15 protein-coding genes are annotated in these 13,327 nt (G+C 61.5%); 7 read left to right on the top strand and 8 right to left on the bottom strand.

Translation table 11 applies throughout. The features are described from left to right. Positions 1-64 precede the first annotated feature (64 nt). The 4 genes from D1224_RS14990 to D1224_RS14975 all read right to left on the bottom strand — a co-directional run bounded on the left by D1224_RS14990 (position 65) and on the right by D1224_RS14975 (position 2,909). Positions 65-535: a hypothetical protein gene (locus D1224_RS14990; protein ID WP_119380746.1), complete on the bottom strand. Its 471-nt coding sequence runs from the start codon at positions 533-535 to the stop codon at positions 65-67. After that, entirely contained in the window at positions 523-882 is a 360-nt protein-coding gene (locus tag D1224_RS14985) for a D-Ala-D-Ala carboxypeptidase family metallohydrolase (RefSeq protein ID WP_233350594.1), read from the bottom strand. The genes D1224_RS14990 and D1224_RS14985 overlap by 13 nt, the downstream gene beginning before the upstream one ends. A 201-nt stretch (positions 883-1,083) precedes the next feature. Continuing rightward, positions 1,084-2,067 (bottom strand): NAD(P)H-dependent flavin oxidoreductase, encoded by a 984-nt coding sequence (locus D1224_RS14980; RefSeq protein ID WP_119380744.1) that lies wholly within the window; start codon positions 2,065-2,067, stop codon positions 1,084-1,086. A gap of 95 nt (positions 2,068-2,162) precedes the next feature. Then, entirely contained in the window at positions 2,163-2,909 is a 747-nt protein-coding gene (locus tag D1224_RS14975) for a hypothetical protein (RefSeq protein WP_147372413.1), read from the bottom strand. A gap of 97 nt (positions 2,910-3,006) precedes the next feature. Between D1224_RS14975 and D1224_RS14970 the strand changes: the two genes are divergently transcribed. Next, on the top strand, positions 3,007-3,813 hold the full coding sequence (locus D1224_RS14970; protein ID WP_119380987.1) for an SDR family NAD(P)-dependent oxidoreductase: 807 nt from the start codon (positions 3,007-3,009) through the stop codon (positions 3,811-3,813). Positions 3,814-3,944: 131 nt separating this feature from the next. Next, positions 3,945-4,229 carry a hypothetical protein gene (locus tag D1224_RS14965; protein ID WP_119380742.1) on the top strand — a complete coding sequence of 95 codons (285 nt, stop codon included), beginning with the start codon at positions 3,945-3,947 and terminating at the stop codon, positions 4,227-4,229. A gap of 97 nt (positions 4,230-4,326) precedes the next feature. On the opposite strand, the gene D1224_RS14960 is transcribed toward D1224_RS14965, so the two are convergent. Further along, positions 4,327-5,619, bottom strand: coding sequence for an NADH:flavin oxidoreductase/NADH oxidase family protein (locus D1224_RS14960; protein WP_119380741.1), 1,293 nt, complete (start codon positions 5,617-5,619; stop codon positions 4,327-4,329). A 185-nt stretch (positions 5,620-5,804) separates the two neighbouring features. Between D1224_RS14960 and D1224_RS14955 the strand changes: the two genes are divergently transcribed. Then, on the top strand, positions 5,805-7,427 hold the full coding sequence (locus D1224_RS14955) for an ABC-F family ATP-binding cassette domain-containing protein (RefSeq protein ID WP_119380740.1): 1,623 nt from the start codon (positions 5,805-5,807) through the stop codon (positions 7,425-7,427). Between the two features lie 21 nt (positions 7,428-7,448). Continuing rightward, positions 7,449-8,165, top strand: coding sequence for an arsenical resistance protein ArsH (arsH, locus tag D1224_RS14950; RefSeq protein WP_119380739.1), 717 nt, complete (start codon positions 7,449-7,451; stop codon positions 8,163-8,165). Positions 8,166-8,172: 7 nt separating this feature from the next. On the opposite strand, the gene D1224_RS14945 is transcribed toward arsH, so the two are convergent. Further along, positions 8,173-8,742: a carboxymuconolactone decarboxylase family protein gene (locus tag D1224_RS14945; RefSeq protein WP_119380738.1), complete on the bottom strand. Its 570-nt coding sequence runs from the start codon at positions 8,740-8,742 to the stop codon at positions 8,173-8,175. Between the two features lie 165 nt (positions 8,743-8,907). On the opposite strand from D1224_RS14945, the gene D1224_RS14940 reads away from it, so the two are divergent. After that, positions 8,908-9,657, top strand: a complete 750-nt coding sequence (locus D1224_RS14940) for a pyridoxine 5'-phosphate synthase (RefSeq protein ID WP_119380737.1) — start codon at positions 8,908-8,910, stop codon at positions 9,655-9,657. Between the two features lie 55 nt (positions 9,658-9,712). Here D1224_RS14940 and D1224_RS14935 read toward each other — a convergent pair whose 3' ends face one another. After that, positions 9,713-10,339: a hypothetical protein gene (locus D1224_RS14935; RefSeq protein WP_119380736.1), complete on the bottom strand. Its 627-nt coding sequence runs from the start codon at positions 10,337-10,339 to the stop codon at positions 9,713-9,715. A 223-nt stretch (positions 10,340-10,562) separates the two neighbouring features. Continuing rightward, positions 10,563-10,790: a hypothetical protein gene (locus tag D1224_RS14930; RefSeq protein WP_119380735.1), complete on the bottom strand. Its 228-nt coding sequence runs from the start codon at positions 10,788-10,790 to the stop codon at positions 10,563-10,565. 179 nt (positions 10,791-10,969) lie between these two features. Between D1224_RS14930 and D1224_RS14925 the strand changes: the two genes are divergently transcribed. Both D1224_RS14925 and D1224_RS14920 read left to right on the top strand, forming a co-directional pair. Further along, entirely contained in the window at positions 10,970-12,913 is a 1,944-nt protein-coding gene (locus tag D1224_RS14925; RefSeq protein ID WP_119380734.1) for a methylmalonyl-CoA mutase family protein, read from the top strand. Between the two features lie 4 nt (positions 12,914-12,917). Then, the gene (locus tag D1224_RS14920) at positions 12,918-13,325 is read left to right on the top strand and encodes a hypothetical protein (RefSeq protein ID WP_119380733.1); all 408 of its coding nucleotides are present in this window, start codon (positions 12,918-12,920) and stop codon (positions 13,323-13,325) included. Positions 13,326-13,327: the final 2 nt, after the last annotated feature.

The following is a 13,327-nucleotide window of genomic DNA, read 5'->3' as shown; positions in this document are numbered from 1 at the left end:
CACACGGCTTGAAACCAAATCAAGGAAGGCGGGCCGTTTATCGGCCCGCCTTTTTTCTTGCCTGCTACCCAGCTGATCCACGACGCGGCCCACGGTCACCAAACCACCAGAGCGTTGCGGCCGTCGCCGCGAACGTCGCCGTTTCGATAATCGAGGCGCGCCCTGCCCCGTCAGCGCCGATCCAGATCAGCCCTGCGATCAGCCAGAGAAGCAGAGTCAGCGCTGGCCGCGTCACGCCGCGTACCGCGCTTACCCATTTATAGCTCTCTCCGATTGCCGCATCAGCCGCCATGGAGGCCGACAACCCAGCCCACCGGCCACTCGCCTCCGCCAGCGCCAGTTCGCCTTCGGTTTCCTCCGCGCGCGCATGCCGCTGAAGCTCAAGCAGCTTTGTCTCATGCGCCCAGCGCTCTGTTTCGTGCTGCAGGCGCTGGCGCGTCTCGAAATAGCCTGCCACCCGCCCAAGGGCTGTACCGATAAGGCCAAACAGCCCGCCGCCTGCCGCACTCGCGGCAAGGCCCGTTATTGGATCCATAGTCTCTCGCTTCCTGGATAATACCAGCGCGCTGGCCGCGCCCGCCTGTCGACATGAAGGAAGCTTCGCCCAAGGCCGAGCCCGGTGAAGCCCGCCCCGACGGCCGCATCAAGCAACGCCTCTCGGCTATGCCCCGCGATCTGGATATCGGCCGCGATCTGCTTGTGGCGCGAGAGCGGCGCCCCGCCCACCGCCGCGTTCCATCCGGCACACCTGTGTCCCGATGTCAGCACAAGCGGCCTGTCCACCCTCGCCCGCATATCTTCAAGCGCGTCCAGAAAATCAGGATCGTGCCAATACTGCCCGCTGCAGAACCGGTCCCCGCATCGGCACGAAAGTTCCCGCACACTAAAATGCGGCCAGCGCCACTGCGCTGACAGCGCGCGGCTGGCGGCGGCAAGATTGGGATAAAGCAAGCGCGAGCTCCTCCTTCGACAGAGATGAGGATCGCTCCAAACAAAGCCCCGTCTGACCAATCAGTCAGACGGGGCGATTAGTGCCACATTATCAATGGACTACAACCTGTTCCGCATGCGGAACAAAGGAACTTATCCAGCAGAAGCGAACGCCCGGCCCGTCGACAGGGCCGCGATGGCTTCATTGTATTCGCGCTCCAGCTTGTCAACGAACTTCGCCGTCGACATCCGCTCCTCAATGGCCCCAATGCCCTGGCCGCAGCCCCAGATATCTTTCCAGGCCTTGGACTTCTGGTTGCCGCCTGAGCCGAAATTCATCGCGCTCGGATCGCTCTCCGGCAGGTCGTTCGGGTCAAGGCCAGCTGCCGAGATGGACGGGGCGAGATAGTTGCCGTGCACGCCGGTGAACAGGTTCGAATAAATGATGTCCTTCGACGCGCTGTCGACGATCATGTCCTTGTAGCCGTCCGCTGCGCGCGCTTCATCGCAAGAGATAAAGGCAGAGCCGATATAGGCGAAGTCAGCGCCCATGGCCTGCGCCGCAGCGATCGATCCGCCATGCGCGATAGAGCCTGAGAGCGCCAGCGGTCCGTCAAAGAACTGGCGGATCTCCTGGATCAGGGCAAATGGCGAGAGTGTGCCTGCATGGCCGCCTGCCCCCGAGCAGACGGCGATCAGGCCGTCGGCGCCCTTTTCCAGCGCCTTGTGCGCGAAGACGGTGTTGATGACGTCATGCATGACGATGCCACCATAGGACTGGATGGCGTCATTCACTTCGGTGCGCGCGCCCAGCGACGTAATCACGAATGGCACCTTGTACTTCACGCAAAGCTCAAGGTCCTCTTCGAGGCGGTTATTCGTCTTGTGGACGATCTGGTTCACCGCGAACGGCGCAGCCGGACGGTCCGGATTGGCCTTGTTATAGGCGTCCAGTTCAGAGGTGATCTGATCAAGCCACTCATCGAGCTGGCTGATCGGGCGGGCATTCAGCGATGGAAACGAGCCGACAACACCGGCCTTGCACTGGGCAATGACAAGCTCTGGGCCGGAGATAATGAAAAGCGGCGAACCGATGACCGGCAGGCGCAGGTTTGAAAAAATGGATGGCACGGACATTGGACGCTTCCCTCTAAAGCAAATTCCTCACTGGCGCAGACCTAACTTCGCCCGCGCGCGCGGCAAGACATGACGTTGCGAAAATCTTCTTTCGCTCAGCTGCGCGCAGCAAGCCAGTCGAGGTCCGCCTGGAACCGCTCGGCGAGTATTCGCCCCACCGCGGGCTGCGCAGACTGCCAACGCTCCCAGGTGTACAGATCCTTGATCAAGGCATTATCGGCGCACGCGATGGAGACGGGCACTGCCAGTTGCAGCATCCGGTTCACACGGGAAAAGTCCTGCCCGAAATAGGTCGTCTGAACGGTGACCGGCTTTCCGACACTAATCAACGCATTGTCCTGGAGGCGTTTCTCCAGCGGTATGATTTCGATAAAGCCCGCCTCCCGCGAATACACGTCGACGATGTGCGCGGTATCGCTCAGGCGCCGTCTCTCATCGTCTGCCTTCAGCGCCAGCAAGCGCGGCGATGTGGTGAGCTCGCGCAGGGCGCTATCACGTACCGATATGCCGAACGTGCCCAAGGCGAGGTTGATTGACCGGTTTACTGCGTCAGTCGCCTCTTCGCTATCCTCGCAAGATTGCAAAGCGTCGATGCCGTCCCTCACCACCTCAAGCCCGAGCATGATATTGGCGTTCTCGGTCTCCAGCGTCTCGAGATTGATCGCGAGCTCTGCGCGGTAGCGCTCGAGCGCATCTTCATAGGCCGCCCTGTCAGCAAGCGCGCTGTTCCAGTTGCCTAGCTGCACACCAATGAACACACCCAGGACGACAATGAAGAAATCCAGCACCACGGCGAGCCAGTTCTGCTCGCCGATATGTCGACTTAACCGACGAAGTAACATGGTTTCGATTGCCCCCTCGCACCAAGGCCTGCATCCTTGCCCAAAGCATCTCGAAAATCGAGCGTGAATACGGGGGAAGCGCAACATGGCCACCAATATGAAAAACAGGACAGTCGTGATCACAGGTGGCGCGACCGGCATCGGCTTTGCGCTGGCCAGGCAATTTGGCGCAGACGGCGCGCGGATCATGCTGGCTGAACCGCGAGAGCATCGGCTTCAGGAAGCATGCGAGGCGCTGAAACAGATGGGCGCAGAAGCCAGCTACAATGTCTGTGACGTCACTGATCTGGATCAGGTCGAGGCGCTGGCTGACCATGTCTGGCAAACTTATGGCGGCTGCGATGTGCTGATCAACAATGCTGGCGTCGGGAGCCGCGAGAAGCGCCTGCCTGACGTGCCGATGGAAGACGCGCACCACATCATGAACGTGAACTTCTGGGGTGTCTGGCATGGCTGCCGGGTTTTCGGCGAGCGCATGAAAGATCAGGGGACGCCCGCCATGATCTATAATACCGGCTCAGAGAACTCCTTTTTCTGCGCCACCAATGCTGCCGCCTACATCGCCTCCAAACACGCCGTCCTCGGCCTGACAGAAACGTTCCGTGAGCAGATGCCAGACTTCATCACCGTCGGCCTCATCATCCCCGGCTGGGTCTCGACCGAGCTAACACCCGGCTTCGAAGACGTCGCCATGCATGCCGATGAGTTCGCCGGGATCATTTATCCTCAAATCCTCGAAGGCGAACGCTTCGTGGTCTCGCACGCCTACAATACCGTCCGGATCGATGAACGCATGGATGCCCTGAAAGACGCCTATGCCCGCTACGCCCCCCGCCATGAGGGCGACGAGCAATACGATGTCCGCCACTACATCCAGCGCATCCGCGAGCGCGGCAGTATCTAATCGAGAAGGACCACCAATAGCCGCTTACCCTTCGCCTTCGCTCAGGATGAGCGGCTCTGGAAAGCGCTCCAAAAGGCTCATCCTGAGCGAAGCGGAGAATACAACCATTTGCGGCTCGTTGGATTGAACACATGTTTTATGTAAAAAACCTGGTCAACACCACGATAATGGTATTGCTGGCAGCGGCTATTCTGGCGTTTGCGCCAGAGGAGGTGCAACGCTATGTATTGCCTATCTGTGGTTTTGTGGGGATCTTAGTTCACACACTCTGGCAACCACTTCGATTTTACCACAATCTCACACTCAAAGAAGCTAAAGTAAAATTCCCGTCTTTGTACGTCATGTATTGGACAGGGTACATATTTTCCATAGTCATATTGGCGCTTATGTCGCTGATTATTTACCAAAACGGCTAGCAGTATCCGTACAATCAGCCGCTCCAGACCACGCCAGAATGGCTCATCCTGAGCGAAGTCGAAGGTCGAGCCGAGCAAGATAACCAACCCCGCTCAACTAACGCTGCAGAGCCTTGGCCTGCTTTTGCTGGCGCGCCTGATGCTTTGTGAAGCTCGACAGCAGCCCCTTGCCCTTCGGTGGCTGCCGCCCCTCGGCCATCGCCTCGATCGCAAGGTAGTTCCATGCCATCTGCCCCAGCGCGTTGACCATCTTGATCATGCCGATGCCGCTATTGGGGCCGAGAAAACCGGGGCCGAGGCGCATCTTCTTGGCGTGATTTTCCAGTCGCTCGCTCTCCCCGGACAGTAAGCGCGCAGGCCCGTGCGGGTCCCCGCAAAGTGGCGCACCGAGCCCGATCATGTCTGCCATGCCAGAAGACACCGTCTCCTCCATCGCCACTTTGGAGCGGAACCCGCCCGTCGCCATGACCGGCATCTTCGCGCGCTCGCGCACCATGGCGGCATAGTCGACGAAATAGGCCTCACGCGCCTTGGTGCTGGCGCGTACGGCCTGCTCCTCGCGCGCCTGCATACCCTCAATGCCGAGCAGCGCCGGTTGCTCATAATTGCCACCTGAAATCTCAAGCAGGTCGATGGACTTCTCGTTCAGCCACTCGACCACCTGGATGCAGTCTTCGAAGCTGAAACCACCCTGCTGGAAATCCGCCGAGTTGAGCTTCACGCCCACGCCAAAATCCGGCCCTACCGCCGCGCGCACCGCGTCCACCGTCTCGAGCAGGAAGCGCGCCCGGTTCTCCAGCGAGCCGCCATATTCATCATTGCGGATGTTGGAGCGCGGCGAGAGGAACTGGCTGATCAGATAGCCATGCGCGCCATGCACCTGCACCCCGTCAAAGCCCGTCTCCCTCGCGACCTTTGCCGTATGCGCAAAGGCTGCAATCGTGTCCTGTATCTCCTGCACCGTCATCGGGCGCGGCTTGCCGAACTGGTTGCCAGGCAGCGCCAGCTGGACGTCGGAGGCGGACACAGGCGTCTTGTTGACGATGGTCGGCGTCTGGCGCCCGGCATGGCTGATCTGCATCCAGACGGCCGCGCCCTGCGATTTCGCCGCCGCGCTCCACGCCTTCAGGGCCGTAATGTGTTCAGGCGGCTGATCGCCCACAATCGCGACATTGCCGGGGCTTTCCAGATGCATCCGGTCGACCAGCACATTGCCCGTCAGGAGCAGGCCGCAGCCACTGCCCGCCCATGTCTCATAAAGCTTCACATGACGTCCATCGGCGCGGTTCAACGGCCCGGCCAGCTGCTCGGTCATCGCCGCCTTGCACAGCCGGTTCGGCAGGCGCGCGCCGCATGGCAGGTCCAGGGGTTGTTCAAGAATGCTGGTCATGGCGTGCCCTTCCGTGGCTTCAGCGCAGCATGGCCTAGCCCGCGCGGGGCGTCCACGGCTTTTCCTTGCGCCCCGCGCCACTGGCGCCTATCTTCGCAACCCAAGAGGCTGAAAGGAAACAAGAGACATGGATCAAGCACGCATCCCGTTCGCGCTGCCTGTTTGCCTGACCCGAGAGGTCCCTCATGTCTTCCTTCCTCACAATCGATTCGCTGTCCCTCGCCACGCCTGAAGGCGACACACTTTTCGACCACCTGACCCTGTCACTCGGACGCGAGGCTGTCGGCCTCGTTGGACGCAATGGCTGTGGCAAGTCCACGCTGCTCAAAGCAATCGCGGGCGATCTCACCCCCGCACGCGGCCAGATCAGCGTGCACGACCGCGCCGCCATGCTCCAGCAGCGTTTTGATGAGGCGGACACGGTCGTCGAAGCCTTGGGCGTCCAAACAGACCTTGCCCGCCTCGCCATCATCACCGCTGGCGACGGCACGGAGGAGGATTTCGACGCCGCCGACTGGACGCTGGAGGTGCGCCTCGAAAAGGCGCTCGCCGACACGGGCCTCGCTGGCGTCGACACCACCCGCCTGATCGCGAGCTTTTCCGGCGGTGAGCGCACGCGCATCGGCCTCGCCCGCCTGCTGCTGGCAGAGCCTGACCTCATCCTCCTTGATGAGCCGACTAACAATCTCGACGCCGAAGGCCGCGCCAGTGTCATGTCGCTCATCGACAACTGGTCCGGAGGGCTGCTGGTCGCCAGCCATGACCGTGCCTTGCTGGAACGGATGGACCGGATCGTGGAGCTGACCCCCGTTGGCTGCACCGTCTTCGGCGGCGGCTGGTCAGAGTTTGAAGCGGCGCGCAATGCTGCCCGCGCCCGCGCAAGGGCAGAAGCGCAAACCGCCGCAAACCGCCTCAAAGCCACCGAACGCAAGAGCCAGCAGGCGAAGGAACGTCAGGACCGGTCAGACGCGCGAGGCCGGGCCGTGCGCGCGCGCGGCGACCAGCCAAAGCTCGTCCTCGACGCCCGCGCGCAGCGCGCCGAGGCGACCAGTGGGCGCGGCAACATGCTCGCCAGCCGCCAGCTTGGTGAGGCGCAGGCCGCCCTGAGCGACGCAGACGCCCAGCTCGAACGCGTCACTCCGCTGACCATTGAGCTTCCCGCCTGCAACCTTCCCGCTTCGCGTCAGCTGCTCAGCGTTGAGGACGCCGAAATGCGCTTTGGTGAGCGCCAGCTTTTCGGCCCCCTCTCGTTTGAGGTTCGCGGGCCCCAGCGTCTCGCCATCAAGGGGCCGAACGGCTCCGGCAAATCGACGCTTCTCAAGCTCATCACCGGAGAGCTCTCCCCAACCTCCGGCGGCATCAGTCTGCATACTGATCGTATCGCCCTGCTCGACCAGCACAGCTCATCGCTCGACCCCGCAAGCTCGCTCATCGAAAATATGAGACGCCTCGCCCCGGCCCTCAGTGAGAATGAAGCGCGCGCCCAGCTTGCCCGCTTCGCCTTCCGTTCGGGCGATGCCCTGCAACTCGCCGGCACGCTATCTGGCGGAGAGCGCCTTCGCGCCGCCCTGGCCGCCGCCTTCGCCGCGCCCCAGCCGCCCGAACTCCTCCTTCTCGATGAGCCAACCAACCATCTCGACATGGAAGCTGTCAGCCTGCTTGAGTCCGCCCTCCAATCCTATAACGGCGCCATCCTCGCCATCAGCCATGATAAGCGGTTTCTGGAAGCGATCGGAATTGAAAGACAGGTGGATCTCGGCAAGCGGGTTGAAGTCAGGGCCGGACACCAATATTTCAACGATCATTGAAATAAAGCAGGCCTAACCCGCATGTCCCAAGACGACCTACCCGCTCTCGACGCCAGCGAACTTCGCGCCATCGACCCTGAGGCGCTTTTTCCGTCCGGGCGCAGCACGCACAAACCGCGCATCCTGCTGCTTCATGGTTCGCTTCGCGCGCGCTCCTTTAGCCGTCTCGCCAATGAGGAAGCCGCCCGTATTCTTGAAGCGCTAGGCTGTGAAACAAAAGTCTTTGATCCGCACGGCCTGCCACAGGTCGACACGGTCGAAGCCGATCACCCCAAGGTGAAAGAGCTTCGCGACCTCGTCATCTGGTCCGAAGGCATGGTTTGGTGCTTGCCAGAGCGGCACGGCTCGATAACCAGCATCATGAAGAGCCAGATCGACTGGATCCCGCTCGCCCTCGGCGGTGTCCGCCCCACGCAGGGAAAGACACTTGCGGTGATGCAGGTGTCCGGCGGCTCCCAATCCTTCAACACGGTCAACCAGCTGCGCATCCTCGGCCGCTGGATGCGCCTCCTGACCATCCCGAACCAGTCCTCGGTCGCCAAGGCCTGGCTGGAGTTCGACGACGATGGCCGGATGAAGCCCTCCGCATTCTACGACCGGATCGTCGATGTGATGGAGGAGTTGGTAAAATTCACGCTCCTGACGCGCGACATTTCTCCCTACCTCACCGACCGCTACAGCGAACGCCGCGAGAGTGCAGCTGAGGTTTCAAAGCGCGTCAGCCAGCGGTCGATGTGATCTGCGTTCAGCGCCGCCCATCCAGATCAGGATCGAGATTCAGCCCTTCATCCAGCTGCACACCGAATGAGTTCAGCATCATGGAAACCTGCGTGTACTGACCAACCGTCATCACAAGGTCCATCTTCTGCTTGTCGGTAAGGTCCGACAGCCGCGACCAGGTCGCATCGGTGATGAAGGCGTCGGAGGTCAGCTCATCAGTCGCCTGCAGCATGGCGGCATCGATTGCGCTCCAGCCATTGGCGTCCGGCCCGGCCTTGATCCGCTCGACCTCTTCATCGGTAAGGCCCGCTTCCTTGCCGATCACGACATGCTGGGCCCATTCATATCCGGCTTTCCAGTTATAGCCCGCCCGCAGGACGACGAGCTCCCGATCGCGCGCTGAAAGGTCATTGCGGTCAGACAGGATATACCCGCCCCAGCGCATGAACTGCTTATAGGCCTTTGGCGCATGCGCGAGCGTGCGGAAAATATTGAAAACCTTTCCGCGATCAAACCGCTCACCCAGCATCGCTTTCATCTCATCGCTCATCTCTTCATTGCTGAGCGGATTGATCCTCGCCTTCTTCAGTCGCATTGCGGTCCTCGAGTCCTGTTCTGTTTTGCTTGTCGAATAGAGACACCAGACAATGCTTGTGCAAGTGCCGCCGAAATTTGACGCCGCGTTCTCAGCCTCGCACTCTGGCACTTTGAGCCCGCTAGCTCTACATGCACAGTCCAAGCAGAGCCTATCGGAGCGGCCATGACCGACCTCTCAGTCAACCTCAATGCTGTTGCCTTTCTGCGCAATCGCCGCGGCCTGCCCTGGCCGAGCGTGGTGGACCTTGGCCGCATCGCGCTTGAGGTAGGCGCGGCTGGCCTCACCGTTCACCCTCGCCCCGATGAGCGCCACATCACCCGCGCCGACGTGCCGGACCTGATGAACCTCATCACGAGTGAGTTTCCGGACCGCGAGTTCAATATCGAAGGCTATCCGAACGAGGCTTTCATGGCGCTGGTCGAGAAGATCAGGCCGCACCAGATCACGCTCGTGCCCGACGCGCCGTCACAGCCAACCTCCGATCATGGATGGGATTTCAAGACCCACGCGGTCAAGCTCCAGTCGATTGTCAGCCGGCTGAAACAAACCGGTGCGCGCCTCTCCCTCTTTGCTGATCCCGATCCCGACCCGCAGCAACTCGAAGCGGCTGTCAGCACCGGCACCGACCGGGTCGAGCTTTATACCGGTCCCTATGGCGGGGCCTTTAATGACGCCGTCACCACGGCGGCCGAACTCGAGAAACTTGGCCAGACCGCCGACGCCGCGCGCCAGCATGGCCTCGGCATCAATGCCGGCCATGACCTCACCGTGGACAATCTCCCCGCCTTGGTCGCACGCATTCCTGATCTCGCCGAGGTGTCCATCGGTCACAATTTGACCGCCGACGCGCTCACTTATGGCATGGCCGAAACCGTCCGCCGCTTCCGCCGCGCCTGCGGCCAGGTCGTCTAGACCGCCAGACGCGACCTTCGTCCTGAGCCCGGAAGATCAGTCTTTCAGCTCTGTCTCACAAAAGCGCCAGCGCGCGTCCAACCTCCACCTCCCATTCTGCACCATCGACCACCGCCCACGGGTCACAGGGCAGCCAATCCGGTGTCGCAGGTAACTCGCCTTTCGGCGGGCCTTTTACCCAGCGCGCCTGCCCGTCACCGAGCAAGGTGGCCCCAAGCGCTCGAAGCCCGCGATAGTAATCGGCTATATGTCTGAAGACGTCGTCCACTTCCGCCTGGGGGCCGAGTGCCACGCGAACCCTCTCAACGAAGACAAGCGCGGGTTCCAGTGGGTCAGGCCGTTCCGGATCTTTCGCCGCCCGCTTGGATAGGCGGGACAGCAGCGCTTCGAGCTTGCGCGCCTCCGCCTCATAGCCTGCTGCCTCATCCTGGCGGCCAAGGTCTGACAGTGCCAGAGCCCAACTCGCATGGCGCGCCGCCTGCTCATCTGCCGTTTCCGTATCGAGGTCGCATTTGCGAAAGCCGAATTCGCGCGCCCAGACCTTGGAAGAGCCGAGGCTGATGCCGAGCCGTTTCGCTAACGCTTCATAGGTGTCGCCGCGCCGCAGGCCAGTCTCCAGCTTGAGCAGGGTCAGCATGCGCCCGGTCGGCAGACGGGCAAAGTCAGGCAGGCGTTTTCTCATCGCCGCCGACTATCGACGTAGAGGTCCGATGTCGGATGAAATTCTGCAATCGCCCGTCGCTATTGGGCATGGATCGCTGAAAGTGTTCCGCAGCGTCATTCGAGGGCTCTGAGTGCACCGCTCAGAAACACCGCCATTACACCGTCACTGCACCATGGATTTGCAGGGAAAGACGCGCTTTATCCTACAGTGCATCCCTCACACTTTCCGACCGTACCCAACCTCAGTTTCCAGCAAGCCGCGAACGCATCATGTCCAGCCAGGCCGCCTGCCGGTGGATCAGGCTGATCATGTCGTCAGGGTCACCCTCTGCGATGAGTTGGTCCAGCCAGATACGGGTAACCTTCGCCTGGCTGTCGATCCAGTCCAGAAGCCTGCCCTGCCCGTTGCCAGACGTCGCAGCCGCCGAAACCGGTCTCAGCGAATAATGGTCGCTGTCGAGATTATACATGGGCGAAGCCTCCTTATTGCGATTCATTCTCATTTGCACATGTTCTCTCAGCTGAGTCAAATGAGGGAAAATACATATTCGCAGGCCCGTCAGTGCAGTTATGCCGCGATGGAAACTCTTGACCTTCAAAGCGGCGCAAACCCTATACAGCGGTGCAGGTAATTGGGTACGACTGAGATATGGCAGACGGATTTCTGAAACTGAGCGGCGCTTTCGAAGAAGCGAACGAGGCAGACTGGCTGGACGCGGTCTCCAAGGCCCTGAAAGGCGGCGGGGTCGAACGGCTCCAGCGCCAGACAGATGACGGCCTGACCATACATCCGCTCTATCGCGAGAGCGACTTCGCGAGCGCCTCCGATCCGCGCGGCGCACCAGGCCAAGCGCCATTCCTTCGCGGCGCGAGCGCAGAGCCGGATGCCTTCCTGCCCTGGGACATTCGTCAGGCCTTCGCCCATCCCGATCCGGAAGTGACCAATGCCGAGATCCTGAGAGACCTTGAGCGCGGTGTATCTTCCATTGAACTTTCTATCGACTGCACGGGCACTGACGGGGTTGCCGTCAAGGATGCAGAGACGCTTTCCACGGCCCTGAAGGGCGTGCGCGCTGACATGGCCACCATCGCGCTCGACCATCGCGGACAGGGCTCGGGCACCTCGGTCGCCGGTCTTCTCGCGCTCTGGGGAGAGCAGCAAGGCGGCTCGGACAATCTAAAATTCGCGTTCAATATCGACCCGGTCGGCCTGCTTCTGCGCACCGGCGAAATCGCGGGCGGCATCGATGCTGCCTTCGTGCGCACCGCTGAGCTCTCGCGCCTTCTCTGTCTTCGCTATCCGAAAGCGACCACGCTCCGCGCCGATGCCCGCCCGGTCCATGAGGCTGGCGGCTCTGAAGCCCAGGAGCTCGGCGCGCTCATGGCGCATGCCGTCGACACAATGCGCCGCCTCGCTGCGGCGGGCTATGATATCAACGCCTACCCCTCGCAGACTGTCTTCACGCTGGCAGCTGGCGCCAATTATGGCCTTGAAATCGCGAAGCTTCGCGCCGCCCGCCGTCTCTGGGCCCGTATCCTTGAAGCGATGGACCTCGAGATTGAGCCGATGACGCTGCAGTCGGTCAGCTCTGCCCGGATGCTGACCCGCTACGACCCGTGGGTGAACATGCTCCGCAATACGGCGGCCTGTTTTGCAGGTGCGGTCGGCGGCGCCGATATCGTCACCGTGCGCGCCTTCAACGAAGCGCTCGGCGTGCCTGAAGAGCTTGGCCGCCGCACGGCCCGCAACACGCAGATCATCGCCATGGAAGAGTCAGGCCTTGGCAAGATTGCCGACCCGGCTGGCGGCGCCTGGTTTGAGGAAACGCTGGCCGATGAGCTGGCAGAAGCGGCGTGGTCCGTCTTCCAGCAAATCGAGGCCGAAGGCGGTCTCGTCCAGAGCCTTGTTGATGGCAAGCTGCAGGCCCGGATCGCCGAAACGCGCGATGCGCGCTTTGCCGCCATAGCGAAACGCAAACAACCGCTGACCGGGGTCAGCGAATTCCCCCTCCTCGATGGCGAGGCCGCGCCTGTCGCGGAAATCAAGTTCGAGAGCAGCGCGACATCTGTCTCTGGCGAAGGCCTTCACAGCTTCCTGAAAGACCTGCCGGACAAGTCTGGCGCAGCGACGAAAGCCGAGCCGCTCGCGCCAATCCGCCTCGCCCGTGATTTCGAAACGCTGCGCGACCGCGCGAGCGCCCATGCAGACCGCAAAGGCAAGCCGCCAGCCATCTTCATCGCCACGCTGGGACCGCTCGCCGAGCACAATGCCCGCGCCGATTTTGCCCGCAACCTCTTCGCCGCTGGCGGTGTGATGGGCATCGACGCCGACAAGACGCCAGAAACGCCAGAGGTTCTGGCCGATGCATTCAAGGCGTCTGGCTGCCGGATCGCCGTCATCTGCGGCGCCGACAAACGCTATGAGGACGAAGCCGAGGCCGCCGCGAAGGCGCTCAAGGATGCAGGCGCCAGCCGCATCTTCCTCGCTGGCAAGTTCGAAGCGCCAGGCATCGACAACAATATCTTCATGGGCTGCGACGCGGTCGATATGCTGCAAATCGCCCAAGCTGAACTGGGAGTCGAGAAAGCGTAGCGCCATGGACTACGACTACGATCACCTTCCGAGAGAGGAGCGACAGCGCTTTATCGCTATCGAAGAACGGCTGCGCGGTGCTTCTGGCAGGATGCCTCCAGTTTGGGAGATGCAGCGGCGCAAAGAGCACCTGACAAACATCAGGCCTCGCGTGGCGAGGCGTCTAAAAGTGCTTTCGTACGTTGCCATCCCAACGTTGATTGCAGTTGTTCTGGCGATCTTCGCATACCGTTTCGGCGGGCTGCACTTCGAATCGGAATTGGTATTGGCGTCCGCCTTGGGCACCATTCTAGCACCCGTCCTGATAGTAGATACATGGGCTCGCTGGCCATTTTTTAAAATGCCAGGGAGCGTAGAAGACCTCGACCGGGAGCTCAGCATCCTGGCCACCTACATCGAGAGAAAGACCTAAGA

It is taken from the genome of Henriciella barbarensis (genome assembly GCF_003576345.1).
GTDB lineage: Bacteria > Pseudomonadota > Alphaproteobacteria > Caulobacterales > Hyphomonadaceae > Henriciella > Henriciella barbarensis.
Note: the sequence above shows the minus strand (reverse complement) of the source record. Positions and strands in the feature narration are given on the sequence as shown.

Bases quoted from the DNA above. Each gene is read 5' to 3' on its own strand.
- D1224_RS14990 (WP_119380746.1), bottom strand. From the start codon at position 535: ATGGATCCAATAACGGGCCTTGCCGCGAGTGCGGCAGGCGGCGGGCTG.
- D1224_RS14980 (WP_119380744.1), bottom strand. From the start codon at position 2,067: ATGTCCGTGCCATCCATTTTTTCAAACCTGCGCCTGCCGGTCATCGGT.
- D1224_RS14975 (WP_147372413.1), bottom strand. From the start codon at position 2,909: ATGTTACTTCGTCGGTTAAGTCGACATATCGGCGAGCAGAACTGGCTC.
- D1224_RS14970 (WP_119380987.1), top strand. From the start codon at position 3,007: ATGAAAAACAGGACAGTCGTGATCACAGGTGGCGCGACCGGCATCGGC.
- D1224_RS14965 (WP_119380742.1), top strand. From the start codon at position 3,945: ATGTTTTATGTAAAAAACCTGGTCAACACCACGATAATGGTATTGCTG.
- D1224_RS14960 (WP_119380741.1), bottom strand. From the start codon at position 5,619: ATGACCAGCATTCTTGAACAACCCCTGGACCTGCCATGCGGCGCGCGC.
- D1224_RS14955 (WP_119380740.1), top strand. From the start codon at position 5,805: ATGTCTTCCTTCCTCACAATCGATTCGCTGTCCCTCGCCACGCCTGAA.
- arsH (WP_119380739.1), top strand. From the start codon at position 7,449: ATGTCCCAAGACGACCTACCCGCTCTCGACGCCAGCGAACTTCGCGCC.
- D1224_RS14945 (WP_119380738.1), bottom strand. From the start codon at position 8,742: ATGCGACTGAAGAAGGCGAGGATCAATCCGCTCAGCAATGAAGAGATG.
- D1224_RS14940 (WP_119380737.1), top strand. From the start codon at position 8,908: ATGACCGACCTCTCAGTCAACCTCAATGCTGTTGCCTTTCTGCGCAAT.
- D1224_RS14935 (WP_119380736.1), bottom strand. From the start codon at position 10,339: ATGAGAAAACGCCTGCCTGACTTTGCCCGTCTGCCGACCGGGCGCATG.
- D1224_RS14930 (WP_119380735.1), bottom strand. From the start codon at position 10,790: ATGTATAATCTCGACAGCGACCATTATTCGCTGAGACCGGTTTCGGCG.
- D1224_RS14925 (WP_119380734.1), top strand. From the start codon at position 10,970: ATGGCAGACGGATTTCTGAAACTGAGCGGCGCTTTCGAAGAAGCGAAC.
- D1224_RS14920 (WP_119380733.1), top strand. From the start codon at position 12,918: ATGGACTACGACTACGATCACCTTCCGAGAGAGGAGCGACAGCGCTTT.